Here is a 24,511-nt window from a genome sequence, read left to right on the forward strand (position 1 = left end):
GGCGCCGACCTCAGACCATCGGCGGATTCGTCGTGTTCCCCCGCCCGCGACGGCGACGCCGCCAGCGCGTCAGCGCCCGGCGGAGGCCGGAGTGGGCCAGGGTGTCGACCTCGCCGGGGGTGGCGCTGTCGAGGAACTCGGCCACCTCGCGAGGCCCGGCCGGGCGGCGCAGGGGCTCCTCCACGCGCTCCATGACGAGCAGGAAGGCGATGAGCAGCGGAGGGAACAGGATCACGCTCAGGGCGACCAGACCGATCTCCTCCTCAGGACACAGCGCGGCACGAGGCGGCACGACGGGCACGGAACTCCCTCGATGATGACACGATCCGCGGCCTGTCAGCGGGGCCGCTTACCCTCGACCGCGTGTCGATGCCCGCGTCCGAGCCCGCTCCGGCCGGGTCCCCGCTCGGCTACGCCCGCCCCGTCCGCCTCCGCCGGCCGACGCTGGCCGCTCGCACCGGGGCCTCGCCGCTCGACCCGGCGGAGACCCCGCTCGGCCGCACGCGGCGGGCCCGCCGGATGGCCCGCGAGCTCGCCGAGATCCACCCCGACGCGCACTGCGAGCTCGACTTCACCAACGCGTTCGAGCTGCTGGTGGCCACGGTCCTGTCGGCGCAGACCACCGACAAGATGGTGAACAAGGTGACGCCCGCCCTGTTCGCGCGGTACCCCGATGCGGTCGCCCTCGCCGGCGCCGACCGCGAGGAGCTGGAGACGATCCTCAAGCCGACCGGCTTCTTCCGCGCGAAGGCGAACTCCGTGCTCGGGCTCAGCCAGGCGCTCGTCGAGCGGTTCGACGGGCAGGTGCCCGGCCGGATGGCCGACCTCGTCACGCTCCCCGGCGTCGGGCGCAAGACCGCCAACGTGGTGCTCGGCAACGCGTTCGGTGTGCCGGGTCTGACCGTCGACACCCACTTCGGCCGGCTCGTCCGCCGCTTCGGCTGGACCGAGGAGACCGACCCGGTCAAGGTCGAGGCCGAGATCGCGCAGCTGATCCCGAAGAAGGAGTGGACCGACTTCAGCCACCGGGTGATCTTCCACGGGCGGCGCGTCTGCCACGCGAAGAAGGCGGCGTGCGGCGCCTGCGGGCTCGCCCCGTGGTGCCCCTCCTACGGGATCGGGCCGATCGACCCCGAGGTGGCGCTCAAGCTCGTGAAGTCCCCGGCCGCCTCGGACACCGAGTGAGCCGCCGCCGGGCCGCCGCCGCGTTCCTCGCGGCGGGTGTCCTCCTGGCCGGGTGCACCGCCGATGCGGAGCCGGGCAGCGCGTCGCCCACCACCGGCCAGACGTCGTCGGTCTTCGCCGCCTGCCCCGAGCAGTCCGACCAGCCGGCCGCCGGGGGCAGCGCCGTGCCGAAGCTGGCCTTCGACTGCCTCGGCGGGGGCTCGCTGGATCTGGCCCGGGCGCCGGGGGTGCCCACGATCGTCAACCTCTGGGCGAGCTGGTGCGGTCCCTGCCGCGAGGAGCTGCCGCTGCTGCAGGAGTTCGCGGACGCCGCCGGGGAGCGGGTCCGCGTGCTGGGCGTCGTCAGCAAGGACGGCGAGCCGCAGGCCGAGTCGTTCGCCGCCGATGCGGGCACCACGTTCCCGAGCGCGTTCGACGCGGAGGGGGAGCTGATGGCGCAGCTGGGCCTCAACGGGCTGCCGTACACGATGTTCCTCGACGCCGACGGCACCCTGGTGCACAGCGAGCTCGGCCCGGTGGACTCGGTGCACGAGCTGGAATCCCTGGTCGCCGAGCACCTCGGGGTGCGGCTGTGAGCGCGGCCGAGGGCGCCGACGGGCTGCCGGAGTACCTGCAGCGGCTGCTGGACGCCGCCGTCGACCTGCCGCTGCGGCACCGCATGCCCCAGGCGACGTCGACCGCCCGGCGGTCCGCCGTCCTCATCCTGTTCGGCGAGGGGCCCGAGGGTCCCGACGTCCTGCTGATCGAGAAGTCGGCGCACCTGCGCAGCCACGCCGGTCAGCCGGCGTTCCCGGGCGGCGGGGTCGACCCCGCCGACGACTACCCGGTGGGGACGGCGCTGCGCGAGGCGGAGGAGGAGGCCGGCATCGATCCCGACGGCGTGCGGGTGCTCGCCACCCTGCAGGAGCTGTACCTGCCGCCGTCCGACCGTCTGGTCGTGCCCGTCGTCGGCTGGTGGGACGACCCGCGCGACGTGAGCGTCGGCGACCCGCGCGAGGTCGCCCGGGTGGCCCGGGTGCCGCTGGCCGACCTCGTCGACCCGGCCAACCGCTTCCGCGTCCGGCACTCCTCGGGCTACGTCGGGCCGGCGTTCGCCGTCGCCGACATGCTCGTGTGGGGCTTCACCGCGGGGCTGCTCGAGGCGATCCTCGAGGCGGCCGGGCTGGCCGAGCCGTGGGACGAGCGCGACGTGCGCCCACTCCCCGACTCCGCGCTGCGGCCCTACACGCTGCCCGGCCGGGGGGACGACGACGAGGCCGGCGATTCCGCCGCGCCGACGGTGGCCGACCCCGCGCCCGACGGGCCTCCGACGCGTACGGTTCCGCGGCGATGAGTAGTCGACGGACCCTCGTGCCTCATTCCGCCCGCAGGCCCGTGCCGGGCCCCCGCAGCAAGGCCGCCGGGCTCGCTGCTGCGCTGGTCCTGCTGACCGGGTGCGGCGGCGCGGAGCCCGAGGCGGCCGCGGCGCCGACCACCAGCGCCGGGGTGGGCGTGGTCACCACCGCCGCCGACGGCGTCCAGGAGATCACCCTCCAGACGCAGGACGACTACACGTTCGTCCCCGACACGTTCACCGTCGCGCCCGGGACGGTGCGCCTGACGGTGGTCAACGTGGCCGAGCAGATGACGCACAACCTGGAGTTCGACGGCGACGGTCCCGAGCCGATCGAGGAGGGGATCGACTTCCTGGGCCCGGGCCAGGAGGAGACGATCGAGTTCGAGGTCACCGCTGCCGGCGACCACCCGTTCACCTGCACCTTCCACGCGCAGCTGGGGCAGACCGGCGTCATGACGGTGGCAGGGTGACGGCGCCCGACAGCGGACCGATGTCCCGCATGGATCGGACCGCGCTCGTGGTCGGGCGGGGGTAGGAGTGTCCGTCGTCGACCTGGTGCTGATCGCGCTCGCGCTGCTGTTCGCCCTCTCCGGCTTCCGCCAGGGGCTGCTCGTCTCGGCCACCTCGATCGTCGGGTTCCTCGGCGGGGCGGTGCTCGGCGCCCAGCTGTCCGGGCCGGTCGCCGACCGGATCGACGGGTCCAGCGTCACGCGCGTGTTCGCCGCGCTGGTCGTGGTGCTGGCCGGGGCCCTGCTGGGTCAGATCCTGGCCGGCGCGATCGGGCGCGCGGTGCGCCGCAAGGTCACCTGGGAACCGGCCAAGATGGTCGACTCCGTCGCCGGCGCCGTCGTGTCCGCGGCGGCGGTCCTGCTGGTCGCGTGGATGGTCGCCTCGCCGCTGGCGAGCTCCCCGTTCCCCCAGGTGTCCAGCCAGGTGCGGCAGTCGGCGCTGGTCCAGGCGGTCGATCGGGCGGTGCCCGACGGGGTCCGTGCCGTCTACGAGAACCTGCGCGAGGCCATCGACCGCCGCGGGCTGCCCGACGTCCTCGATCCGCTCACACCCACCCAGGTGCGCGACGTGCCCGCCCCCGACGAGTCGCTGACCAGCAGCCAGGTCGTCGCCGCGGTGCAGGGATCGGTGGTGAAGGTCAGCGGGGTCGCGCCGTCCTGCTCCCGCCAGATCGACGGCTCGGGCTTCGTCTACGCGCCCGAGCGCGTGATGACCAATGCCCACGTGCTCGCCGGGGTCGCCGATCCGACGGTCGAGGCCGAGGGCGGGGAGTACGAGGCCACGCCGGTGTACGTCGACGAGGAGGTCGACATCGCCATCCTCGCCGTCCCCGGGCTCCCGCAGGAACCGCTGACGTTCGCCACGACGCCGGCCGACTCGGGCGACGACTCGATCATCATGGGCTACCCGGGCGGCGGGGACCTCTACATCGGCTCGGCCCGCGTCCGCGATCGCGGGGAGATCAGCGGCCCCGACTTCCGCAACACGCAGACCGTCGTGCGCGACGTCTACGCGCTCTACGGCATGGTCCGGTCGGGCAACTCCGGGGGCCCGCTGTTCGCACCCGACGGGTCCGTGCTCGGCGTCGTGTTCGCCTCGGCCATCGACGACCCCACCACCGGGTACGCGCTGACCGGGCCGCAGGTCGCCGAGGCCGCGCGCACCGGCGCCACCGCTGTCGCCGAGGTCGACACCGGCCCCTGCGAATAGAAGGACCCCCTCGCCCCCCACGCCTCGCTCCGCTCGGCGCGGGTCCCTGCGAGGGGGCCGTTCCATGCCGTCACTGCGCCCAGCCGGCGATCGCTGTGCTGACCAGGTCGGGGGCCTCTTCCTGGGGGAAGTGTCCGATCCCCGGCAGTTCCCGCCACTCGTAGGCGCCGGCGACGTAGCGGCCGGAACCGCGCGCGGTCGAGGGCAGCACGCAGGTGTCGAGCTCGCCGTGCAGCTGCAGGGTGGGCGCGGTGATCGGCGCGGCCATCCGCCGGGCGTAGCGCAGCCCGTCGGGACGCAGCTGGGAGCGCGCCGCCCAGCGGTGGTACTCCATCGCGCCGTAGGCGGCCTGCGGGATCCGCGCCGCCGAGCGGTAGCGGTCGACCGCCTCGGCGAAGTCGCGGGTGCGCGCCCACTCGGGGCCGGCCCAGCGTTGCATCAGGTCGGCGACCGGGTCGTCGTCGGCGCGGGTGAGCATGCGCTCCGGAAGCCGCGGCACCTGGAACCGGAGCATGTAGCGCGACGCGTGCCGCTGGGCGGGGTCGGTCATCCCGGCCCGCAGCCGCCGCGGGTGCGCCATCGACAGCACCACGAGCCGGCGGACGCTGCGCGGGTGCAGCGCGGCCATCGTCCAGCCGAGCAGGCCGCCCCAGTCGTGCCCGACGACGACGGCATCGCGCTCACCGAGCGCGCGGACCAGCGCCGCGATGTCGGCTGACAGGGTGGGCAGGTCGTAGCCGCGCGGTGGCTTGTCGCTGGCGCCGTACCCGCGCAGGTCGGGGGCGACGGCCCGGAACCCGGCGTCGGCCAGCGCGGTCAGCTGCGCGCGCCAGGTCCACCAGAACTGCGGGAAGCCGTGCAGCAGCAGCACCAGCGGGCCGTCGCCGGCCTCGGCCGCATGCAGCCGCACGCCGTTGGCGGAGATGTCGCGGTGCGTCCAGGGGCCGGGGATCAGGGCGCTGGTTGCGTCGGGTCGGCCGTCCGGGAGAACGGTCACGGGCGGGTGGCGCTCGGCCGCTCAGACCCGGTAGTTGTCGCCGGGCCGCCGGTGGACCTGGCCGCCGGTCACGACCGGGACGTCGCGGTGCCGCGCCCCGGGCGCCTCGCGCTTCATGACGTCGGGCAGGTCGCGCAGCGTCTCGAGGGTCCGCTCGGGCTTCTCGATCTTCTTGAGCGTCCGCATGCCGACGAGGGCGGCCAGACCGGCGACGAGGACAAGTGCGAACCAGACGATCAGGTAGGAGAGCCAGCGGGCCAGGCCGAGCCAGGTGATGAACTCGGCGAGCGCGATGAAGAAGAAGAACGCGGAGAAGGCGAGCACGACGCCGGCCGCGCCGAACGCGCCGACGCCGATGCCGGCCTTCTTCGCGGACTTGCCGATCTCGGCCTTCGCCAGCTCCACCTCGCCGCGGATCAGCGTCGAGACGTCGGCCATCGCGCTCTGCACGAGCGTGCCGACGGAGGGCTCGTCGGATCCCGCGGGCCGGACGGCCGGCGACGCACTGTGGGCCACGGAGGCTCCTCCTCGATCGAAGTGCTGGTCAGGGGAATGGTGCCGTACCTAGTCCTCCGACGGCGCGGCGGGGAGCTTCTCCTTGATCAGGTTCATCACCGACGAGTCGGTCAGCGTCGTGACGTCGCCGAGCTCGCGGTTCTCGGCGATGTCGCGCAGCAGCCGGCGCATGATCTTGCCCGAGCGCGTCTTGGGCAGCTCCTGGACCACCATGATCTGGCGGGGCTTGGCGATCGGCCCGATGTCGCGGGCCACGTGGTTGCGCAGCGTCTGCACCAGCTCGTCGCCGGAGTCGGTCCCGCTCTCGCGCAGGATCACGAACGCGACGATGCCCTGGCCGGTGGTCGGGTCGCTGGCGCCCACGACCGCGGCCTCGGCGACCGCCGGGTGGCCGACCAGCGAGGACTCCACCTCGGTGGTCGAGATGCGGTGCCCCGACACGTTCATCACGTCGTCGACCCGGCCGAGCAGCCAGATGTTGCCGTCGGCGTCTTTCTTGGCGCCGTCACCGGCGAAGTAGACGTTCGTGCCGAACCGCGACCAGTAGGTGTCGACGTACCGGTCGTCGTCGCCCCAGATGGTGCGCAGCATCGACGGCCACGGCTCGGTGAGCACGAGCAGGCCGGTGGAGTCGTCGGCGAGCTCGTTGCCCTCGTCGTCGACGACCTTCGCCGAGATGCCGGGGAACGGCGTCTGCGCGGAGCCGGGCACCAGCGTGGTGACGCCGGGCAGCGGCGTGATCATGTGCGCGCCGGTCTCGGTCTGCCACCAGGTGTCCACGATCGGGCAGCGGCCGCCGCCGATGTGCTCGTGGTACCAGAGCCAGGCCTCGGGGTTGATCGGCTCGCCGACCGAGCCGAGCACCCGCAGGGAGCTCAGGTCGAAGCCGGCCGGGACGTCCTCGCCCCACTTCATGAAGGTCCGGATCACGGTCGGAGCGGTGTACAGGATCGTGACCCCGTACTTCTGGACGATCTCCCACCACCGGCCGCGGTGCGGGGTCTCCGGCGTCCCCTCGTACATGACCGACGTCGCCCGGTTGGCCAGCGCGCCGTAGACGATGTAGCTGTGGCCGGTGACCCAGCCGACGTCGGCCGCCGTCCAGTAGACGTCGGTGTCGGGCTTCAGGTCGAACGTGGCCCAGTGGGTGTAGGCGACCTGGGTGAGGTAGCCGCCGGTCGTGTGCAGGATGCCCTTGGGCTTCGCCGTCGTCCCGGACGTGTACATGATGTAGAGCGGGTGCTCGGCGTCGAACGCCTCCGGCGTGTGCTCGGTCGACTGCCGCTCGACCACGTCGTCCCACCACAGGTCGCGGCCCTCGGTCCACTCCACGTCCTGCTCGGTCCGCTTGACCACGACGACGTTGCGGACGCCGGGGCTGCGGCCCACGGCGTCGTCGACGGCGGGCTTGAGCGCGCTGGGCGCCCCGCGGCGGTAGCCGCCGTCGGAGGTGATGACGAGGACGGCGCCGGAGTCGTCGAGCCGGCTGGCCAGGGCGTCGGCGGAGAAGCCGCCGAACACGACCATGTGGACGGCGCCGATGCGGGCGCAGGCCAGCATCGAGATCACCGTCTCCGGGATCATCGGCATGTAGATGGCGACCCGGTCGCCGGCCTGCACGCCGAGCTCGACCAAGGCGTTGGCCGCGCGGCAGACCTCGTCCTTGAGCTCGGCGTAGGTGATGGCGCGGGTGTCGCCGGGCTCGCCCTCCCAGTGGTAGGCGACCTGCTCGCCGTGGCCGGCCTCGACGTGCCGGTCCACGCAGTTGTAGGCGACGTTGAGCTTGCCGCCGACGAACCACTTGGCGAAGGGCGGGTCGTTCCAGTCGAGGACGGTGTCCCACTCCTGGGCCCAGTCCAGCCGTCGGGCGGCCTTCTCCCAGAACGCGAGCCGGTCGGCGGCCGCCTCGTCGTACACCTCGGGACCCACGTTGGCCTGCGCGACCAGTTCCTCCGGCGGCGCGAAGGTGCGGGTCTCCGCCTGCTCCGTGCTCATGGGGTACCTCCCGTGTCCGGCGCCGCGCGAGCTCCGGCGACGCTGCGTGGCTCAGGCCACACCGTATGGCTCCGGCCCGGTCCACGTCTTCCCGGGCGCAGCGGGCGTGCAGCAGACCCTCGATGAGTTCGGCGATCGAGGGCAGTCTTCCGACGGGGAACCGCAACCCATCCAGGAGGACGCCGTGACCGTTCGACTCAACCCGTACCTGAGCTTCGGCGGCAACGCCCGCGAGGCGATGGCCTTCTACCAGTCGGTGTTCGGCGGCGAGCTCACGTCGAGCACCTATGCCGAGGGCGGGATGTCCGACGACCCCGCCCAGGGGGACAAGATCATGCACGCCATGCTCGACGCCGGTCCGGGCGTCGTGCTCATGGGCTCGGACAGCCCGCCCGGCATGCCCTTCGACGACGGCACGCGCATCTCCGTCTCGCTCAGCGGTGACGACGAGTCCACGTTGCGCGGCTACTGGGACGGGCTGGTGCAGGGCGGCGAGGTGACCATGCCGCTCGAGCGCGCGCCCTGGGGTGACAGCTTCGGCATGTGCACCGACAAGTTCGGCATCGGCTGGATGGTCAACATCACCGGCGTGCCGGCCGCAGCGCAGTAGCCGCCCGCTCGTGCTCTGCCCACACCCGCGGGCAGAGCACGAGCGCTCGGCCAGACTGGGCGCGTGGTGGGCCGGGTGCAGGCAGTGGTCGCTGCCCGGGTGCCCGGAGCCGCGGCCCTGGGCCTCGTGCTGCCGCCCGGAGCCGACGTCGTCCCGGCGACCGCGCTGGCCGATCCGGTCTGGACGGCCGAGGTCCTCAGCGCGCGGGCCCGGTGGCAGGGGACCGGCGACCGCCGGGTGCTGGCCACGGTCTGGTGGTACTCGGCATCGACCGTCCTGGTCACCCCTTCGCTGGCCGGGCTGGTCACCGGGCGTCCGCTGTCGGCCCGACTGGGTGACACCACCGTCGCCCTGGCGGCCGGGCCGCTCCCGATCGCGGCCGAGTCCGCGGCACCGGCGACCGACCCCGCCGCGGAACTGCGGGAGGCGCTGGCCGCCGTGATCGCCGCGGTCGCCGGCGCCGGCCGGATGCGGGAGCGGCCGCTCTGGGCGATCGCCACCGACTCGCTGGCCAACCAGCTGCTGGCCCTGGGCCGCGCGGTCGGGAACGTGCCGGCGGTGACGTCGCTTGCCGGACCCCTCGCCGCCGGCATCGGAGCGCCGCTGCCCGCTCCCCGCTACGTGGACGTCGGCCGGGCCCGCTTCACCCGGCGGGCGTCGTGCTGCCTGCTGGTCGAGGTGCCCGGGCAGGCGATGTGCACCTCGTGCCCCCGCCGCCCGCCCGCCGAGCGCCGGCTGCTCCTGGAGCGTGCCGCGACCTGGTCGTAGGGCGTCAGTACAGGGGCGGATGAACGCTCGGAACAGACCCGCCGGCGGCACGGAGGCGCTCGCTCGGCGTCGGCTCGCGGCGATGCAGCCGTTTCCACCACCGTGGATCGGATTGGGCGCCGAATACCTGGCGGGCGACGGCGGCCGGGTCGTACCCCGCTCGGCTCAGCACGTCCTGACCCGACTCGTCGAGGGCGCGGTGGAAGCGGCGTGAGACGGCGGCGGCGACGAGGGGGGCCAGCGCAGCGAGCCCGGAGCCGATCGCGAAGGTGACCCACGTCGGCAGCTGGTTGTTCGTGGACAACGCAAAGATGCCGAATCCGAAGTACAGGAAGAGGAAGAGCCCGGCGATCGCCCAGCCCTGTCGACGGCGCCGTCGGGGGACCGGCGACGCCCAGTAGCCGAGGCACGCCGCGAGGCGCCAGGCCTGCTCCTCGGGATCGGCTTCCAGCAGTGACTCCGACACGACGATCCGGTCCTCGCTGTCGTCCCACCCTCGGATCTCCGCGGACACCAGCCGACTCCGGGCGTCGTCCGTGATCTCCAGCGGCGGGATCGCGAGGCCGGACGTCTCGCCGAGCACGCGCAACCGCTTGCGGAGCTCGTCCTCGGTCGACACGGCACAGAGGATCGCTCAACACCTGGCGATCACGAAGGACGCGGCACCCGTCCGGGCGATTCCGATTCCTCAGGGGAGGAAGAGCATCGCGTCGCCGAACTCGTGCCAGAGGTAGTGCTCGGCGACCGCTTCCCGATAGGCGGTGGCGACCAGCGCAGGCCCCGCCACGGCCTCGAGCAGCTGCAGGTGGCTGGCCTCGGGGGCGTGCAGGCCGGTGAGCAGCCCGGTGACCGCGCGGGCGGGCCGGTCCGGTCCGAGCACCAGGTCGGTCCAGCCGCTCCCCGGCCCGACCGTGCCGTCGTCGTCGGTGACGGTCTCCAGCGCGCGGGTCACGGTGGTGCCGACGGCGACCACGCGCCCGCCCGCCCGCCGGGTGCTCGTGACCAGCCGGGCGGTGACCTCCGGGACCGCGAACCGCTCGGGGTACGGCTGCTCGTGCAGCTCCGGGCTGGACACCCCCGTGTGCAGGACGACCGGGACGACGGGGACGCCGCGGGCCATCAGCCGGACCAGCAGCGCCTCGGTGAGCGGCCTCCCGGCGCTGGCCATCTCCGCGCTGCCGGGCTCGGTGGCGTAGACGTTCTGGTAGGCCGACAGCGGGAAGCTGCCGTGCAGGTAGCCGTAGCGGATCGGCCGGCCGTGCGCCGGCAGGTAGGCGGTCGTCGGGACGGCGGGGTCCGGCGCCGCGCGCCACAGCCGCGAGGCCCGCGACGGGTCGGGGAAGCCGGCGAGCAGCGTCAGCCGCACCCCGCCGGGCAGGGCCAGCACCGTGCCCGGCTCGGCCCCGAGGTCGGGCCCGTCGTTGGCCGGCCGGCGGACCTCGACCACCCAGCTGCCGTCGTCCAGCGACGCGGACACGTGCAGCGGGACGGCGACACCGTCGGCCCTGCGGGCGGCCACCCGCGCGGGCAGCGTCGCCGACGTGTTGACGACGAGGAGGTCTCCCGGCGCGAGCAGGTCCGGCAGGTCGCGGGCCCGCCCGTGGGTGATCCCCTCGGGGCCCGCCGCGAGAAGACGCACCTCGTCACGCGCCAGCCCCTGCCATTCCGGCGGCGCGGTGGCCTCGGCGTCCGGCGGCAGCGCGAACGTCGGGGTCACCGGTCCGCTCCGGCCAGGACCACATCGGCCGCCCGGTAGCGGCCGCTGGGCAGGTCGCCGTCGACGAGGGCGAGCAGGCCCGGGACGACCGTCTCGGGAGCCGGCCGGTCGCTGATGTCCTCGCCGGGGAAGGCCGCCTGGTGCATGTCGGTCCGCATGTCGCCCGGGTCGACGGCGAACACCCGCAGCCCGGGCTCCTCGACGGCGAGGACGGCGGTGAGCTGGTCCAGCGCCGCCTTGCTCGCGCCGTAGCCGCCCCAGCCCTCGTAGGCCTCGACCGCGGCGTCGGAGCTGACCGTGACGATCCGCCCGCCCCCGGCCCGCAGGGCGGGCAGCAGCAGCTGGACCAGCGCCAGCGGGGCGACGGTATTGGTGGCCAGGACGCGCTCGAACTCCGCCGGTGGCAGGTCGGCCAGGCGGGGGAGCGGGCTCGGGCCGAGCGTCGAGGCGTTGGCGACCAGGAGGTCCAGCCGGGGCCCGGACGCGTCGGCCAGGGACCGCCGGTGGGCCGGATCGGCGACGTCCCCGGGGATCGCGGTGACCAGGTCGGGCCGGGGCAGCGCGGCGACGGCGGCCGCGAGGCCCGCGGGATCGCGGGCGTCGACCACCAGCCGCCAGCCCCGCCCGTTCAGTGCGGTGGCCAGCGCCCGGCCGAGGCCCTTCGAGGCGCCGGTGACGAGTGCGGTGGGGGTGTCCATGGGGCTACCGTCTGACCTCAAGTGAACTTGAGGTCAAGGGGCCCGCGTGGACGCGTTGTCGATCGGTGAGGTGGCGGCCCGGTCGGGGCTCGCGCCCTCGGCGCTGCGCTTCTACGAGCAGGAGGGGCTGATCACCGCGAGCCGGACGGCCGGCGGGGCCCGGCGGTATCCGCGCAGCGTGCTCCGCCGACTCGCGGTGGTCCGGGCTGCCCGCAACGTCGGATTGTCCCTGCCGGAGATCCGCGCGGCGCTGGCCACGCTGCCGGAGGGCCGCCCACCGACCACGGACGACTGGGCACGGCTCTCCAGCGACTGGCGCGACCGGCTCGACGAGCAGATCGCCGCACTGGAGCAGTTGCGCGACGGGCTGACGTCGTGCATCGGCTGCGGGTGCCTCTCGCTGGACCGGTGCGCCCTGTCCAACCCGGGCGACGTCGCGGGGACCGGTGGTGCAGGCGCCCGCTGGCTGCGGCCGGCGCTCCGGCGCGCGCCCGGCTGAGTCGCGACCTCGCCATCGACGGTCGCGGGGGTCATGATCGATCGCACCGACAGGGGGAGAGCACGATGACGGTGATGCCCGCCGCGTTCTTCGGGCACGGCAACCCGATGAACGCCCTCGAGCGGAACCGCTACACCGAGGCGTGGCGCGCCTTCGGGCGCTCGGTCCCGCGGCCCCGGGCGATCCTGGTCGTCTCCGCCCACTGGTACGTGCACGCCACGGCCGTGACCGCGATGCCGCGGCCGCGGACCATCCACGACTTCTTCGGCTTCCCGCCGGAACTCTTCGACGTCCGGTACGAGCCGCCGGGCCTGCCGGGGCTGTACGAGGAGGTGGCAGACATCGTCCACCCGGCATGGGTGGGCGCCGACCTCGACAGCTGGGGTATCGACCACGGCACCTGGTCGGTGCTCGTGCACGCGTTCCCCGACGCCGACATCCCCGTCGTCCAGCTGTCGATCAACGCCCTCAAGAGCTACGACTACCACCTGCAGCTGGGCGCGGCCCTGGCCCCGCTGCGCGAGGACGGCGTGCTCGTGATCGGCAGCGGCAACGTGGTGCACAACCTCGGCGGGGTCAGCCGCGCCCTGCCCGACGCCGGGTTCGACTGGGCGCAGCGCTTCGACGAGCGCGCCAAGGAACTGATGCTCGACGACCCGACCGAGGTCGGCCGGCTCGACGGGCACCGCGACTACGACCTCGCCGTCCCGACGCCCGATCACTTCATCCCGCTGCTCTACGTCGCCGGGGTCGCCGGGGCGACCAGCGCACCGGTCGACGTGCTGGTCGACGGGTACGCCTACGGCTCGCTGTCGATGACCGCCTACACCGTCGGGATGGCCGCGCCAGTCCAGTCGGGCGGCGGGGTCGCGGCCGCGCTGCCCGAGGGCCCGCCGGCGGACGGCGCCAACATCTGATCAGTCCAGGTCGGCGTCGTCGGGGTCCGCCGGTGGCCGCAGGCCGTCGCGGGTCACGACCTGCCCGACCACCCACACTGCCGGCGGGCGGACGGCCCCGTCGGCGACGACGCCGGGCAGGCCGGCGAGCGTGGTCCGCACGACGCGCTCGGTCGGCATCGAGCCGTCGCTGATGATCGCGACGGGCGTCTCCGGTGGGCGGCCGTGCTCCTCCAGGGCGGCGACGATGGCCGGGGCGGTGTCCACGCCCATGAGGACGACGACGGTGCCCCGCAGCCGCGCGATGGCCGCCCAGTCGACGAGCGACTTCGGATGGCCCGGGGGGAGGTGCCCGGAGACGACGACGAACTCGTGCGTGAGACCCCGGTGCGTGACCGGGATGCCGGCCAGGGCGGGGACGGCGATCGCGCTGGTGATGCCGGGGACCACTTCGACCGGCACACCTGCGGCCAGGCAGGCCTCGATCTCCTCCATGCCGCGGCCGAACACGAACGGGTCACCGCCTTTGAGGCGCACCACGCGGCGTCCGGCGAGCGCGTGCTCGACGAGCAGCGCGTTGATCTGCTCCTGCGCCATCGACCGGCCGCGGGGCAGCTTCGACGCGTCGATCACCTCGACCTCGGGGGGCAACGACGCCAGCAGACCCTGCGGCGCGAGGTGGTCGGCGACGACGACGTCGGCCTGCGCCACCGCCTTGTGCCCGCGCACGGTGATCAGGCCCGGGTCGCCCGGTCCGCCGCCGACCAGCACGACGCTGCCGGCGCGGCCGACGCTCGCGGCGCGGGAGGCCCGGTCGGCGATGCTGCCGTCGGTCAGCCCGGCCAGCACGGCGTCGCGCACCCCGATCGCGCGCTGCGGGTCTCCGCCGCCGTGGATGCCCACCACGAGGTCGTCCTGGCGCCCGACGGCCGGCGTCCAGACGCTCGAGGCCGCCCGGTCGTCGGCCCGGGCGCACCAGGTGTGCGTGCGTTCGGCCTCGGCCGCGACCGCCGCGTTCACGGCCGGGTCGTCGGTGGCGGCGACCGCGTACCAGGCGCCGGCGAGGTCGCCCTCGGCGTAGCCGCGCTGCACCCAGGTCACGGAGCCCGGCTCGACGAGGGCCTCGAGCGCGGGGGTGACCGCGGGGCTCACGACGGTGACGCGCGCGCCGGCCTCCAGCAGGCCGGCCACGCGCCGGTGGGCCACCTGCCCCCCGCCGACGACGACCACGCGGCGGCCGAGCAGGCGCAGGCCGACGGGATAGACCACCCCGGACCGGGGGTCGACGGGTGTCGCGTTCAACGGCTCTCTCCTCCGGGTGGGCGGATACAGCTTCCCAGCGGACCCCGGGAGCCGTACACGGCGGAGCGGGGGTGGTCCGCATCACCACCGATTCCGCCGCGGCCGGAGCACCCCGACGGGCAGAGTGACAGCGACGGCGGACGGAGGGGCGCGGGTGGGCGGGCAGCGGTGGCGACGGGTGCTCGACGGCACTGTCGTCGCGACCGGTGGCCTCGCTGCCGCCCTCGTCCTCGACCGGCTCGGCGTGCCGTCCCCGGCGCTGTTCGGAGGTGTCGTCGCCGGGCTGGTCCGGGCGCTGGTGCGGCCGCTTCCGATGGAGGTCCCGAAGCCGATCACCATCCCCGCCCTGGCGGTGGTCGGGGTGACGGTCGGGGCCCTCGTCGACCCGGAGACCCTGCGCGCGGTCGGTGCCCGCTGGCTGCCGGTGCTGCTCGTGGTCCTCGGGACCCTCCTGGTCAGCCTCGCCGCGGGGTGGCTGCTGCGTCTGCAGCGCGGGATCAGCCCGGTCACCGGCGCCTTCGCGATGATCGCCGGCGGGGCGGAGGGCGTGACGGCGATGGCCCGGGAACTGGGGGCCGACCACCGGATGGTCGCCGTCCTGCAATACCTGCGCGTCCTGCTCATCGTCGCGTTCATGCCGGTCGTCGCCAGCCTCGGCTACGGGGCGACGACGTCGGGATCCGGTGGTCTCGCGCCTACCGGTGGGCCGGGATGGGCGGCGGACCTGCTGTTCACCGCCGCGTGCGGGGTCGTCGGCCTGGTGCTCGGTCGGCTGCTCCGGCTCCCCGTGCCGGCCCTGCTCGGGCCGATGCTCGTCGCTGCCGCCGCCGATCTCACCGGCCTCTCCCACGGTGCCGTGGCACCCGGCGCGGCGACGAGCCTGGCGTTCCTGGTCATCGGGCTGCAGGTGGGGCTCAACTTCACCCGAGAAAGCCTCCGCACCATCGGCCGGGCGCTGCCGCTCGCACTGGTGATCGTGCTCGGGCTGATCGCCGCGTGCGCCGGGATGGGACTGCTGCTCACCCGCGTGACCGACGCGAGCCCTCTGGACGCCTACCTGGCCACCACCCCCGGCGGGCTGACCGCCGTCCTCGCCGTCGCGAGCGACAGCGGTGCCGACGCCACCTTCGTCCTCGCCGTCCAGGTCACGCGCCTGTTCGTGATGGTGCTCAGCGCGCCGCTGATCGCCCGATGGTTGCGCCGGACGCGACCACCGGCCTGATGTCGGCCCGCGCATCTACCCTGGATCGGCACTCACGAGCAGTGGAGGGGATCGGACTGTCCGACGACAGCGCACGCGACGACGGCACCGGCGCCGATGACGCCGTGCTGCTGTTCGTGGGCGGGCCGCTCGACGGGCGGGTCGAGATCCGGGCGGCGCGGCACGGCGAACCGCTGCCGACCGTGACCCACGTCCATCTGCACAACGGGCCGAAGGTCGTCCACCGCTACGACCTGCAGCCCCTCGGGGAGCAGGCCGGCGTCTACCACCTGCGCACCTCGGCCCGGAAGTCCGCGCGGGACGAGTCCACCGCCGACTGACCTCACCAGCCCTGGACGCGCCGGGCCTCCTCGACCACTCGGTCGAACCGTTCGCGGTCCAGCGCCGCACCCTCCCGCCGGACGGTGCCCGGGTCGAGCACCAGCAACCGGTCCAGACGCACCTCGCTCGGCCGCCTCTGTGGGTCCCAGGGGCCGGTGCCGATGTCGGTCCAGATCCGGCCGTGCCGTGCTTCGTCCTCGGCGTCGAGGTCGTGGTCCCTGCTGGTCAACTGCAGGCCGAGCAGGTCACCGCCGCGCCGCCCGATGACGAGTACGGGCCGGTCCTTGCCGCGGCCGTCGTTCTCGTCGTAGGGCACCCAGGCCCAGACGATCTCACCGGGGTCCGGGCGGTCGTCCGCGCGCGGGCGGTACTCGACGTCCGGCGCGCTCCCGTCGACGGCCGCGCTCGGACCGGGAGCCGCGGGCCGGCGCCGGCCGGTCGATCGCCGGCCGGACGGTCGCGGGTGGCGGGCTCCGTCGGCGATCCGGTCGACGGCCCATCGCACCAGCCGACCGGCGGCCCGGCCGAGGTCCCGCGCTTCCCGCCGTCCGCCGGTCATGGCGGCGACGGTACGGCCGGCGACGACCAGGTGACCGTCCCACCCGTCACATATGACACATCGATGTCATTTGGTCACGGAGAGGGTTCATTCTGCCGATAAGGGGGCACCATTGCGGAACGGGGTGGTCGCGCCGGGCTCCCCGGGAGACGGGGGCTCACAATGACGTCGGCAGAACCCGCACGACCGGCCGCGCCTCGCGAGCGGGAGGTGAAGGCCAGCGTCCTGGCCGCCTTCCAGCTGGTCGAGGACGCGCACTACCTCGGCAGCGACCGCAGACCGCGCCGTCACCGGGCCCGGACGATGGCCGAACGGGCCGTCGCCGACCGCAAGCTCGCCCGGGACCTGCGGGCCAGCTGAGGCCGGCGGCCCGTCCGATCAGCTGACGCAGAACTCGTTGCCCTCGGGGTCGGCCAGCGTGGCCCACTCGTAGGGCCCCTGGGAGGCGCGCCAGAGCTCGGTCGCGCCGATGCCGAGCAGGCGGGCCACCTCCGCCTCGCGGCGTTCGGCACCCACCCGGACGTCGAGGTGCACCCGGTTCTTGACGGTCTTGGCCTCGGGGGCGTGCTGGAAGAGCACCCGCGGCCGGTCCGGGTCCGGGGAGCGGATCGCCGCCCCCACCTTCCAGACCAGCGCGCCCTTGTGCCGCGTGGTGTCGTCCTCCGACGCCGCGCCGGTCTCGACCATCCGCTGGATGAACGCCTCGTCCTGCTGCTCCACCTGCCAGCCGAGTGCCTCGGCCCACCAGTCGGCCAGCTCGTGCGGGCGCGCGCAGTCGAACGTCACCTGGAAGTCGAACGCCATGGGCGCACGCTAAGGGAGACCGCCGACGAAATGCTCAGAGCTCCTCGAGCAGCCCGGCGCGCAGCACGGACTCCTCCGGGACCGACGCGTCGCGGCAGTGGTCGCGCAGCACCTGGGAGAAGGGCGGGAAGACCGACCGCTCCACGCGGCGCTCGGGGTCCCACAGCCCCGATCGCATGACCGCCTTGGAGCACTGGAAGTAGGCCCGCTCCACCCGCAGGACCGTCACCGAGAGCGGTGCCCGGCCGAAGTCGGTCAGATCGAGGTCCAGCGCGTCGGCCGGGAGCAGCGTCGCCGTCCCGTAGACGCGCAGGGTCTCGTCGATGCCGGGCACGAAGAACATCAGCGCGGCGCGCGGGTTGCCGGCCAGGTTCTTGAGGCTGTCGACGCGGTTGTTGCCCTGCCGGTCGGGCAGCACGAGCGTCGCCTCGTCGAGGACGCGCACGAAACCCGGATCGCCGCCGCGGGGGGAGACGTCCGGCCACCCGTCGGCCGAGGCGGTGGCCAGGGTGGCGAACGGGGACAGGCCGATGAACGCGGTGCAGTGCTCGTCGAGCCGGTGGATCACCTTGTCGAGCACTCGCTGGGAGGCAGCACGGTAGGCGGCCAGCACGTCGTCGGCGGGGGTGTCCACCCGGCGACGGTATCGGCACGCCCGGCTACCGTGCCGATCGTGCCGCCGGTCTGGAGTGCCCCCGTCCGCTTCGTCGAGTGCGACCAGCAGGGCGTCGTCTTCAACGCGCACTACCTCGTGTGGGCCGACGAGGCGGTGAACGCCTGGTGGGAGCAGCGCGGGGTGCCGTGGACCGACCTGACCGGGCGAGGCATCGAGTACTACGTCGTCGCCAGTGCGCTGGAGTGGCGGTCGTCGGCGCGGTGGGGCGAGACCGTGGAGGTCGACGCCGAGCTGGAGAAGCTGGGTCGCACCAGCCTCACCCTGCGATTCGGCATCCGGGTGGGCGCGCGGTCGTGCTGCGTCGTCCGCACGACGTACGTGTGCACCGCGGACGGCGCGTCGACCCCCTGGCCCGACGACGTCCGGGAGCGCCTCAGCGGGAGCTGAGCACGCCCTACCAGCCGGCCTTCTCCTGCCCCGACAGCTCGGCGATCGCCACCATGATCCGGTCGGTCACGTCCCGCCGGGCGCGGTTGCTCCCGGCCTGGCCCCGGTACTCGGGGAAGGTCAGCGGCGCGCCGAAGGTGACCGAGCACTTGCGCGGCCGGGGCCACCGGGCGCCCACCGGCTGGATGCGGTCGGTGCCGGTGACCCCCACCGGCACGACCGGGCAGTCGGCGGTCAGGGCCAGCCAGGCCACGCCGGTCTTGCCGCGGGCCAGCCGGCCGTCCTTGGACCGCGTGCCCTCGGGGTAGATGCCGAAGCCGCCGCCCTCGTTCAGCACCGACATCGCGGTGTCCAGCGCCTCCTGCGCGGCCCGGTGCGTGCCGCGGTGCACCGGCAGCGCGCCCAGCGCGGTGAACAGGACGCGGGTCAGCCACCCGCCGATCCCGGGGGTGGTGAAGTACTCGGCCTTCGCGAGGTAGCCGACGCGGCGTGGCGCCATGAGCGGGATGACCATGCTGTCGATGAAGGACAGGTGATTGCTGGCGAGGATGAAGGCGCCCTCGGCCGGCACGTTCTCGCGGCCGACGACGTGCGGCCGGAACAGCAGGAGGAACAGCGGCCGGAGCACGAAGTGGGCGATCAGGTAGACCACGCGGGGTCGCCTCCTCGATCGTCCGCGCCGGGCCGGCACGGGCCGCCCCGGTGGCGACACCGTGCATCATCCCGAACGGTCCGTGCGCGGCGCCGGGCGGCCTACCGGAGCGGGGGTGTCGGCGGGCAGGCGTCGTGGATGATCGCGCAGACGTCCTCGGGGAGACGCGCGGCGCCCGACGCCGACTCGGTGATCGACTGGGCGACCTCGCGGACCTTGCGGTGGGTGTGGCTGGAGATGTGGGCCAGCAGGTCGAAGGCCACCTGCTCGCTGCAGCTGGTGAGCAGCATGAGGATGCCCTTGGCCTGCTCGATCGTGGCGCGGCTGGCCATCGCACAGCGCAGTTGCTCGACCTCGGCCTGCAGGGCCGCCACGCGGCACGCGTCCGTGGAGGTCACTGCGGCTGCGGTCACGTCGATGCACATCCCCTCCACGGCACTGACGCCGCCGGTCGACTCGAGCTCCGGCTCGCCGAGCAGGACGACGGTGCGCTGCTCGCCGTCGGCGCGCACGATCCGGCTCTGCACCGTGAACGGTTGCCCGGCGGTGCAGGCGTTGGTGAGCGCCTCCAGGGTGCGGACGCGGTCATCGGGGTGCTGGTGGTGCAGCAGCACCTCGGTGCAGGGTTCGGCCGACCCCGGTGACAGCCCGTGCAGCGTGAACATCTCGGGGGACCACCACCATGCGCTGGTGCGCCGGTCGTACCGGTAGCGCCCGGCCAATCGCTCGTGGGTGGCCGCGGTGCCCGCCGGCCGGGGGCCGGGGGTGACGGACGGGACGCCGACGGGGCGGACCTGGCGGGTGGACGGGCGCTGACGGGACAGGGCCGGTGAGGACATGCGGTTCTCCTCGACGAAGGTGTGCCGGTTGCGCTGCAGCTCCGCGTGGCCGGTGGTCTCGACCCTCGGGCATGCGACCGGTTGCTCCGATGGACGGACGGTACGTCGGCTCCGGAGGTCCCGCAGCGCGGGCGGCGGGGCCGTCGGGAACGCCCTGGTGGGAGGCCGCCGGGCCCTGGGGAGCGTGCCGACGGAGGGACGCGCGAGGGCGTCCGGCGCCCTCCGGCACGACCACGTTCCCTAGGATCTGCCGGCATGCGCCTGCCCGGCCGTTACGACGGCGTCGCCCGGCCGATCGTGACCTACGGCAGCGATCCCGTCCTGCACCGCGCATGCGCCCCGGTGACCGGATTCGACCAGGCGCTGCGCCGGCTGGTGCTCGACATGTTCGCCAGCATGGAGGCCGCCGACGGCGTGGGCCTGGCGGCGAACCAGATCGGCGTGGACGCCCGCATCTTCGTCATCGACTGCCCCGACGCCGACGGGGAGGACGTCGTCGGCTACGCGGTGAACCCCGAGCTCACCATCCTCGAGCCGCAGGACGGCGAGCCCGCCGAGGAGGTGACCGAGGAGGGGTGCCTGTCCGTCCCCGGCCCGTACGCCGAGCTGCCGCGCGCCTTCCGCGCACGGGTGGACGGCGTCGACGTCCACGGCGACCCGGTCTCGATCGAGGCCACCGGCATGGCCGCGCGCTGCCTGCAGCACGAGGTGGACCACCTGAACGGAACCGTGTACGTCGATCTGCTGCCCGAGGAGCTGCGCGAGAGACTGCTCGCCGAGGCGGCCGGACCACGAGGGGAACTGCCGGCATGAGCGAGGTCGAGAGCCCGCCGAAGGCGGACACGGACAACGGCGCACCCGAGCCGCCCGTCGTCGTCGTCGGCATGGGATTCGACGGGTGGGAGGGGCTGGCGCCCACGTCCTGCGCGGAGGTGCAGCGGGCCGACGTGCTCATGGGCGGCCCCCACCAGCTGGAGATGGTGCCCGCCGACGTCACCGCCGAACGGGTGCCCTGGCCGGTCCCGGCCACCGAGGCGTTGCCGGGCCTGTTCGACCGGTACGCCGGCCGGGCCGTGGTGGTCCTGGCCCCCGGTGACCCGATGCTGTCGGGCATCGGGACGACGCTGACCCGCCTGCTCGGCCACGAGCGCGTGCGGGTGCTGCCGGGCACCTCGGCGGTGTCGCTCGCCTGCGCGCGGCTGGGCTGGTCGGTGGAGGACACCGAGGTCGTGAGCCTGGTCGGCCGGCCGCTGGAGCTGCTGATCCCGTACGTGCAGCCCAGCCGGAAGCTGCTCGTCCTCGGCTCGGACGACGACACCCCTGGGCAGGTGGCCGCGCTGCTCTCCACCCGCGGCTACGGGCAGAGCCTGATCACCGTCCTCGGCGGTCTCGGCGGACCGGACGAGGAGGTGCGCTCGGGCACGGCCGCCACCTGGGCGCAGCCGGCCAGCCCCCTGGTCATCACGGCGGTCGAGTGCCGCGCCGACCGAGGCACGATGCCGCTGCCCACCACGCCCGGCCTCCCCGACGGCGCCTACGAGTCCGACGGCCACCTGACCCGCTCGGAGGTGCGAGCGATCTGCCTAGCCCGGCTGGCGGCCGTGCCCGGCCAGCAGCTGTGGGACATCGGCGCGGGCTCCGGGTCGATCGGCATCGAGTGGATGCGCGCGCACAAGGCCTGCCGCGCGGTGGCCGTGGAGGCTTCCGAGGAGCGCGCCGAGCGGATCGCCCGCAACGCCACGCGCCTCGGCGTCCCGTACCTGCGCGTGGTGCGCGGGTACGCCCCCGATGTGTTCTCCCGGCTCCCCAAGCCCGACGCGGTCTTCATCGGCGGCGGGCTCCGGACGCCGCTGCTGATCGAGGCCTGCTGGGAGGCGCTGCCGATCGGTGGCCGCCTGGTGGCCGCGGCCTACTACGAGGAGAGCGAGGACGTGCTCGAGGCCTGGTACGCCCGGGTCGGCGGCGACCTCGTCCGGGTCGCCGTCCAGCACGCCGAGCCCGCCGGGTCGGACCCCGCCTGGGTGCCGGTCTCGCCCGTGACGATCTGGTCGGTGAACCGCTGGTAGCAGGCCGGCTGCAGGGCCGGCTCGTCCTCTTCGACCTCGACGGCACGCTGGTCGACTCCGCGCCCGGCATCTGGTCGTCGGTGCGGGCCGCCGTCGCGGCGCTGGGAGCGGCCGACCCGACCCCCGCCCAGCTGCGCGCGATGGTCGGTCCGCCCCTCCAGGACGGCTTCGCGCAGGTGCTGGGAGTCCCGCCGGCCGACGTCCCGCGCGCCGTGGCGGCCTACCGCGCCCACTACTCGGCGGGTGCGCTGCTCGACGTCACCGTGCACGACGGGGTCCCTGACCTGCTCGGCGCCCTGCGGGTGGCCGGCGCGGTGCTCGCCGTCGCGACCAGCAAGCCCGAGACCTTCGCCGTCCGGGTGCTCGAGCACACCGGTCTGCTGCCGGCGTTCGCCGGCGTGCACGGCGCCACGCTCGACGGCGCCGTCCGGCACAAGGAGCAGGTGGTGGCCGCGGCGCTGGCCGCCCATCCTGACGGGCTCCGTCCGGTTCTCGTCGGCGACCGTGCGCAGGACGTGCTGGGCGCCGCCGTCCACGGGCTGCCCTGCATCGGGGCGGGCTGGGGGCCGGCCGAGGACGGCGAGCTCGCGGCGGCAGGAGCCGTCGTCGTCGTCGGCACGCCCGGCGAGGTCCTTCCCGCCCTGACGCGGATCTGAGGACCCGACGGTCGTGCGCCGCAGGGTTGGGCGCGACCTGGCCGGGGAAGTGCCTGCTCATGACCGAGAACACGCCGCTCCGTGCCCTGGCCCTCGTGTGCAGCCTCAAGCCCTCCCCGGCGCCGTCGAGCAGTGAGCTGCTGGCCCGCCAGGTGCTCGACGAGCTGGCCAAGCAGGGCGTGACCGGCGACGTCGTCCGCGTGGTCGACCACGACGTCAAGCCCGGCGTCGAGATCGACATGGGTGACGGCGATGCGTGGCCGGCCATCCGCGAGCAGCTCGTGGCCGCCGACATCCTGATCGTCGCCACCCCCACTTGGGTGGGGCACATGAGCAGCGTCGCGCAGCGGGTGCTCGAGCGGCTCGACGGCGAGCTGTCGGAGACCGACGACACGGGGCGCCCGCAGGTGACGGGCAAGGTCGCGGTGACCGTCGTCGTCGGCAACGAGGACGGCGCGCACAAGATCACGGCCGACCTCATGCAGGGGCTCAACGACATCGGCTTCACGATCCCCGCGCAGGGCGGCACCTACTGGAACGATGTGGCGATGGGCAGCCGCGACTACCTCGACCTCGACGAGACCCCCGAGTCCGTGGCCTCGACGAACGCGACGCTCGCGGAGAACGCCGCGCACCTGGCGCGGTCGCTCAAGGCGACGCCCTACCCGGGCAGCTGAGCCGGATCGTCAGGCGGCGACGGGCTCGGAGGACCGTTCGGGGGCCGTCAGCCCGACCGCCGTCCGCCGGGCCCGCAGCAGGGCGGCCACCGCGAGCAGGGCCAGCGCCACGACGGCCGCGCCGTAGATCTCGGTCGTGCGGGTGAGGCCGATCGCGCCGACGGCGGCGCCCGCGGCGATGGCCGGCAGGCTGAAGGCCAGGTAGCCGACGACGAAGACGGCGGCCAGCAGGCCGGCCCGGTGGCCCGGGGCCACGCCGCGGGTGATCGTGGCGACGGCACCGAGGAACGCGGCGCCGAAACCGAACCCGGTGACGACGGCGGCGACGAAGAGCAGGGCCGCCGACGTGGTGAACAGGGCGGCCAGGGTGCCCGAGACCCCGACGGTGAAGATCAGCGCGCCGAGGAGCAGCGCCCGCTCGGGCCGCGAGGTGCGCAGGGCCAGCGAGCCCACGATGCCCGTGCCGTTCAGCGCGAGGATGAGCAGGCCGCCCACCAGATGGTTGTCGATGCCGAAGACCTGGGCCACCAGCGACGGGCCGAGCGAGGCGTAGAGCCCGCCCAGCGCCCAGGTGGCGACCAGGCAGGGCAGCGCCACGAGGAACGCTCGCCGGTGCAGCGGGGGCACGTGCACCCGCGGGCGGAGCGAGACCAGCGCCCCCGGCAGCCGCGGGGAGCTCTCCGGCAGCAGGTAGGTGCCGACCGCGGCGATCAGGAAGACCGCCGTCAGCACGCCGAACACCCAGTCGGTGGGCGAGGGCACGAACTGCACGAGCAGCCCGGCGCCGGCCGCGCCCAGGGACAACCCCAGACCCGGTGAGGCGCTGTTGATGAATGCCCCGAGCGGGTGCTCGCGGCGCTGCAGGTCGAGCAGGGTGGCGCCCAGCGTGCTGGTGAGCCCACCGGTGGCCAGCCCCTGGACCACGCGCGCGGCCAGCAGCCATCCGACGCCGTCGGCGAACAGGAAGAGCAGCATGGCGCCGGCCTCGAGCACGAAGGCCACGACCAGCACCGGCCGCCGGCCCACGTGGTCGGACAGGCCACCGACGACGAGCAGCGAGAGAAGCAGCGCGAAGGAGTAGATGCCGAAGATCGTCGTCAGGACGCCGGAGCTGAAGCCGAACTGCTCCTGGTAGACGCGGTACAGCGGCGAGGGCACCCCCGACGCGGCGAGCATCAGGACGAGCAGGACCGCCACCGACCAGAAGGCGGCCGTGCGGGGCAGGCGGCGGGTGGGCACGACCAGGGACAAGCCCGGGGGACCGGCCCTGATTCCCGGTGCCCGGCGGGTCAGACATCCCATGGTGTGGGGCGTCAAGCCGCGGTGGCGGTGAGCTGGGGCCAGGCGGTGTGTTCGTTGTACTGGGTTCTGGTCTTGAGGCAGCCGTGGAGGATGCCGACCAGGCGGTTGGCGA

General features: G+C 74.1%; 31 protein-coding genes. 17 read left to right on the plus strand and 14 right to left on the minus strand.

Features of this window, described 5'->3' with window-relative positions; all coding sequences use genetic code 11:
- Positions 1-10: 10 nt before the first annotated feature.
- Positions 11-301, minus strand: coding sequence for a hypothetical protein (locus tag ABD644_RS20420; RefSeq protein ID WP_344690895.1), 291 nt, complete (start codon positions 299-301; stop codon positions 11-13).
- Positions 302-369: 68 nt separating this feature from the next.
- On the opposite strand from ABD644_RS20420, the gene nth reads away from it, so the two are divergent.
- The 5 genes from nth to ABD644_RS20445 all read left to right on the plus strand — a co-directional run bounded on the left by nth (position 370) and on the right by ABD644_RS20445 (position 4,240).
- Positions 370-1,185 (plus strand): endonuclease III, encoded by an 816-nt coding sequence (gene nth / locus ABD644_RS20425; protein WP_344690926.1) that lies wholly within the window; start codon positions 370-372, stop codon positions 1,183-1,185.
- A complete protein-coding gene (locus ABD644_RS20430; protein ID WP_344690896.1) occupies positions 1,182-1,760 on the plus strand; it encodes a TlpA family protein disulfide reductase in 579 nt (192 codons plus the stop codon). Before nth ends, ABD644_RS20430 begins: the two co-directional genes overlap by 4 nt.
- Positions 1,757-2,518 carry an NUDIX hydrolase gene (locus ABD644_RS20435; RefSeq protein ID WP_344690897.1) on the plus strand — a complete coding sequence of 254 codons (762 nt, stop codon included), beginning with the start codon at positions 1,757-1,759 and terminating at the stop codon, positions 2,516-2,518. The genes ABD644_RS20430 and ABD644_RS20435 overlap by 4 nt, the downstream gene beginning before the upstream one ends.
- Positions 2,515-2,991 carry a cupredoxin domain-containing protein gene (locus tag ABD644_RS20440; protein ID WP_344690898.1) on the plus strand — a complete coding sequence of 159 codons (477 nt, stop codon included), beginning with the start codon at positions 2,515-2,517 and terminating at the stop codon, positions 2,989-2,991. Before ABD644_RS20435 ends, ABD644_RS20440 begins: the two co-directional genes overlap by 4 nt.
- Before the next feature lie 67 nt (positions 2,992-3,058).
- Positions 3,059-4,240: a MarP family serine protease gene (locus ABD644_RS20445; RefSeq protein ID WP_344690899.1), complete on the plus strand. Its 1,182-nt coding sequence runs from the start codon at positions 3,059-3,061 to the stop codon at positions 4,238-4,240.
- A gap of 70 nt (positions 4,241-4,310) precedes the next feature.
- Here the strand turns inward: ABD644_RS20445 and ABD644_RS20450 are convergent, their stop codons facing one another.
- The 3 genes from ABD644_RS20450 to acs are packed head-to-tail and all read right to left on the minus strand — an operon-like array spanning position 4,311 to position 7,748.
- On the minus strand, positions 4,311-5,237 hold the full coding sequence (locus ABD644_RS20450) for an alpha/beta fold hydrolase (RefSeq protein ID WP_344690900.1): 927 nt from the start codon (positions 5,235-5,237) through the stop codon (positions 4,311-4,313).
- A gap of 21 nt (positions 5,238-5,258) precedes the next feature.
- A complete protein-coding gene (locus ABD644_RS20455; RefSeq protein ID WP_344690901.1) occupies positions 5,259-5,753 on the minus strand; it encodes a phage holin family protein in 495 nt (164 codons plus the stop codon).
- A gap of 48 nt (positions 5,754-5,801) precedes the next feature.
- Positions 5,802-7,748: an acetate--CoA ligase gene (gene acs, locus ABD644_RS20460; RefSeq protein WP_344690902.1), complete on the minus strand. Its 1,947-nt coding sequence runs from the start codon at positions 7,746-7,748 to the stop codon at positions 5,802-5,804.
- 184 nt (positions 7,749-7,932) lie between these two features.
- On the opposite strand from acs, the gene ABD644_RS20465 reads away from it, so the two are divergent.
- Together ABD644_RS20465 and ABD644_RS20470 are read left to right on the plus strand one after the other, a co-directional pair.
- Entirely contained in the window at positions 7,933-8,358 is a 426-nt protein-coding gene (locus ABD644_RS20465; protein ID WP_344690903.1) for a VOC family protein, read from the plus strand.
- A 63-nt stretch (positions 8,359-8,421) separates the two neighbouring features.
- The gene (locus tag ABD644_RS20470; RefSeq protein ID WP_344690904.1) at positions 8,422-9,126 is read left to right on the plus strand and encodes a (2Fe-2S)-binding protein; all 705 of its coding nucleotides are present in this window, start codon (positions 8,422-8,424) and stop codon (positions 9,124-9,126) included.
- A 4-nt stretch (positions 9,127-9,130) separates the two neighbouring features.
- Here the strand turns inward: ABD644_RS20470 and ABD644_RS20475 are convergent, their stop codons facing one another.
- From ABD644_RS20475 to ABD644_RS20485, 3 genes are all read right to left on the minus strand, one after another.
- Positions 9,131-9,745, minus strand: a complete 615-nt coding sequence (locus ABD644_RS20475; protein ID WP_344690905.1) for a hypothetical protein — start codon at positions 9,743-9,745, stop codon at positions 9,131-9,133.
- 69 nt (positions 9,746-9,814) lie between these two features.
- Positions 9,815-10,843, minus strand: coding sequence for an S-adenosylmethionine:tRNA ribosyltransferase-isomerase (locus tag ABD644_RS20480; protein WP_344690906.1), 1,029 nt, complete (start codon positions 10,841-10,843; stop codon positions 9,815-9,817).
- Positions 10,840-11,541: an SDR family oxidoreductase gene (locus ABD644_RS20485; RefSeq protein WP_344690907.1), complete on the minus strand. Its 702-nt coding sequence runs from the start codon at positions 11,539-11,541 to the stop codon at positions 10,840-10,842. Before ABD644_RS20485 ends, ABD644_RS20480 begins: the two co-directional genes overlap by 4 nt.
- Positions 11,542-11,587: 46 nt before the next feature.
- On the opposite strand from ABD644_RS20485, the gene soxR reads away from it, so the two are divergent.
- Both soxR and ygiD read left to right on the plus strand, forming a co-directional pair.
- Complete coding sequence (gene soxR / locus ABD644_RS20490) at positions 11,588-12,040, plus strand: redox-sensitive transcriptional activator SoxR (protein WP_344690908.1); 453 nt, start codon at positions 11,588-11,590, stop codon at positions 12,038-12,040.
- A gap of 65 nt (positions 12,041-12,105) precedes the next feature.
- Complete coding sequence (gene ygiD / locus ABD644_RS20495) at positions 12,106-12,957, plus strand: 4,5-DOPA-extradiol-dioxygenase (protein ID WP_344690909.1); 852 nt, start codon at positions 12,106-12,108, stop codon at positions 12,955-12,957.
- On the opposite strand, the gene cobA is transcribed toward ygiD, so the two are convergent.
- Positions 12,958-14,238: a uroporphyrinogen-III C-methyltransferase gene (gene cobA, locus ABD644_RS20500; RefSeq protein WP_344690910.1), complete on the minus strand. Its 1,281-nt coding sequence runs from the start codon at positions 14,236-14,238 to the stop codon at positions 12,958-12,960.
- Positions 14,239-14,416: 178 nt separating this feature from the next.
- On the opposite strand from cobA, the gene ABD644_RS20505 reads away from it, so the two are divergent.
- Together ABD644_RS20505 and ABD644_RS20510 are read left to right on the plus strand one after the other, a co-directional pair.
- On the plus strand, positions 14,417-15,460 hold the full coding sequence (locus tag ABD644_RS20505) for an AbrB family transcriptional regulator (RefSeq protein WP_344690911.1): 1,044 nt from the start codon (positions 14,417-14,419) through the stop codon (positions 15,458-15,460).
- A gap of 41 nt (positions 15,461-15,501) precedes the next feature.
- Positions 15,502-15,780 carry a hypothetical protein gene (locus ABD644_RS20510; RefSeq protein WP_344690912.1) on the plus strand — a complete coding sequence of 93 codons (279 nt, stop codon included), beginning with the start codon at positions 15,502-15,504 and terminating at the stop codon, positions 15,778-15,780.
- Positions 15,781-15,782: 2 nt separating this feature from the next.
- Here the strand turns inward: ABD644_RS20510 and ABD644_RS20515 are convergent, their stop codons facing one another.
- Positions 15,783-16,340: a type II toxin-antitoxin system PemK/MazF family toxin gene (locus ABD644_RS20515; protein WP_344690913.1), complete on the minus strand. Its 558-nt coding sequence runs from the start codon at positions 16,338-16,340 to the stop codon at positions 15,783-15,785.
- A gap of 210 nt (positions 16,341-16,550) precedes the next feature.
- On the opposite strand from ABD644_RS20515, the gene ABD644_RS20520 reads away from it, so the two are divergent.
- The gene (locus tag ABD644_RS20520) at positions 16,551-16,700 is read left to right on the plus strand and encodes a hypothetical protein (protein WP_344690914.1); all 150 of its coding nucleotides are present in this window, start codon (positions 16,551-16,553) and stop codon (positions 16,698-16,700) included.
- An 18-nt stretch (positions 16,701-16,718) separates the two neighbouring features.
- Here the strand turns inward: ABD644_RS20520 and ABD644_RS20525 are convergent, their stop codons facing one another.
- A complete protein-coding gene (locus ABD644_RS20525; protein ID WP_344690915.1) occupies positions 16,719-17,144 on the minus strand; it encodes a VOC family protein in 426 nt (141 codons plus the stop codon).
- 34 nt (positions 17,145-17,178) lie between these two features.
- Positions 17,179-17,778, minus strand: coding sequence for an MSMEG_1061 family FMN-dependent PPOX-type flavoprotein (locus tag ABD644_RS20530; RefSeq protein ID WP_344690916.1), 600 nt, complete (start codon positions 17,776-17,778; stop codon positions 17,179-17,181).
- Between the two features lie 39 nt (positions 17,779-17,817).
- Here ABD644_RS20530 and ABD644_RS20535 point away from each other — a divergent pair, with 39 nt between their 5' ends.
- Complete coding sequence (locus tag ABD644_RS20535) at positions 17,818-18,207, plus strand: acyl-CoA thioesterase (RefSeq protein ID WP_344690918.1); 390 nt, start codon at positions 17,818-17,820, stop codon at positions 18,205-18,207.
- A gap of 7 nt (positions 18,208-18,214) precedes the next feature.
- On the opposite strand, the gene ABD644_RS20540 is transcribed toward ABD644_RS20535, so the two are convergent.
- Together ABD644_RS20540 and ABD644_RS20545 are read right to left on the minus strand one after the other, a co-directional pair.
- The gene (locus ABD644_RS20540) at positions 18,215-18,859 is read right to left on the minus strand and encodes a lysophospholipid acyltransferase family protein (protein ID WP_344690919.1); all 645 of its coding nucleotides are present in this window, start codon (positions 18,857-18,859) and stop codon (positions 18,215-18,217) included.
- Positions 18,860-18,960: 101 nt separating this feature from the next.
- Entirely contained in the window at positions 18,961-19,698 is a 738-nt protein-coding gene (locus ABD644_RS20545; protein WP_344690920.1) for an ANTAR domain-containing protein, read from the minus strand.
- A gap of 255 nt (positions 19,699-19,953) precedes the next feature.
- Here ABD644_RS20545 and def point away from each other — a divergent pair, with 255 nt between their 5' ends.
- Genes def through ABD644_RS20565 form a run of 4 tightly spaced genes read left to right on the plus strand, consistent with a single transcriptional unit; the run spans position 19,954 to position 23,097 of the window.
- On the plus strand, positions 19,954-20,511 hold the full coding sequence (gene def / locus ABD644_RS20550) for a peptide deformylase (RefSeq protein ID WP_344690921.1): 558 nt from the start codon (positions 19,954-19,956) through the stop codon (positions 20,509-20,511).
- Positions 20,508-21,764: a precorrin-6y C5,15-methyltransferase (decarboxylating) subunit CbiE gene (gene cbiE, locus ABD644_RS20555; protein WP_344690922.1), complete on the plus strand. Its 1,257-nt coding sequence runs from the start codon at positions 20,508-20,510 to the stop codon at positions 21,762-21,764. Before def ends, cbiE begins: the two co-directional genes overlap by 4 nt.
- Before the next feature lie 8 nt (positions 21,765-21,772).
- On the plus strand, positions 21,773-22,420 hold the full coding sequence (locus tag ABD644_RS20560; RefSeq protein WP_344690927.1) for an HAD hydrolase-like protein: 648 nt from the start codon (positions 21,773-21,775) through the stop codon (positions 22,418-22,420).
- A gap of 59 nt (positions 22,421-22,479) precedes the next feature.
- Positions 22,480-23,097 (plus strand): flavodoxin family protein, encoded by a 618-nt coding sequence (locus ABD644_RS20565; protein WP_344690923.1) that lies wholly within the window; start codon positions 22,480-22,482, stop codon positions 23,095-23,097.
- Between the two features lie 9 nt (positions 23,098-23,106).
- Here ABD644_RS20565 and ABD644_RS20570 read toward each other — a convergent pair whose 3' ends face one another.
- Positions 23,107-24,336 (minus strand): MFS transporter, encoded by a 1,230-nt coding sequence (locus tag ABD644_RS20570; protein ID WP_344690924.1) that lies wholly within the window; start codon positions 24,334-24,336, stop codon positions 23,107-23,109.
- Positions 24,337-24,511: the final 175 nt, after the last annotated feature.

It is taken from the genome of Blastococcus jejuensis (assembly GCF_039534705.1).
GTDB lineage: Bacteria > Actinomycetota > Actinomycetes > Mycobacteriales > Geodermatophilaceae > Blastococcus_B > Blastococcus_B jejuensis.

Bases quoted from the DNA above. Each gene is read 5' to 3' on its own strand.
- cbiE (WP_344690922.1), top strand. From the start codon at position 20,508: ATGAGCGAGGTCGAGAGCCCGCCGAAGGCGGACACGGACAACGGCGCA.
- ygiD (WP_344690909.1), top strand. From the start codon at position 12,106: ATGACGGTGATGCCCGCCGCGTTCTTCGGGCACGGCAACCCGATGAAC.
- ABD644_RS20440 (WP_344690898.1), top strand. From the start codon at position 2,515: ATGAGTAGTCGACGGACCCTCGTGCCTCATTCCGCCCGCAGGCCCGTG.
- ABD644_RS20485 (WP_344690907.1), bottom strand. From the start codon at position 11,541: ATGGACACCCCCACCGCACTCGTCACCGGCGCCTCGAAGGGCCTCGGC.
- nth (WP_344690926.1), top strand. From the start codon at position 370: ATGCCCGCGTCCGAGCCCGCTCCGGCCGGGTCCCCGCTCGGCTACGCC.
- ABD644_RS20515 (WP_344690913.1), bottom strand. From the start codon at position 16,340: ATGACCGGCGGACGGCGGGAAGCGCGGGACCTCGGCCGGGCCGCCGGT.
- ABD644_RS20565 (WP_344690923.1), top strand. From the start codon at position 22,480: ATGACCGAGAACACGCCGCTCCGTGCCCTGGCCCTCGTGTGCAGCCTC.
- def (WP_344690921.1), top strand. From the start codon at position 19,954: ATGCGCCTGCCCGGCCGTTACGACGGCGTCGCCCGGCCGATCGTGACC.
- acs (WP_344690902.1), bottom strand. From the start codon at position 7,748: ATGAGCACGGAGCAGGCGGAGACCCGCACCTTCGCGCCGCCGGAGGAA.
- ABD644_RS20545 (WP_344690920.1), bottom strand. From the start codon at position 19,698: ATGTCCTCACCGGCCCTGTCCCGTCAGCGCCCGTCCACCCGCCAGGTC.
- ABD644_RS20525 (WP_344690915.1), bottom strand. From the start codon at position 17,144: ATGGCGTTCGACTTCCAGGTGACGTTCGACTGCGCGCGCCCGCACGAG.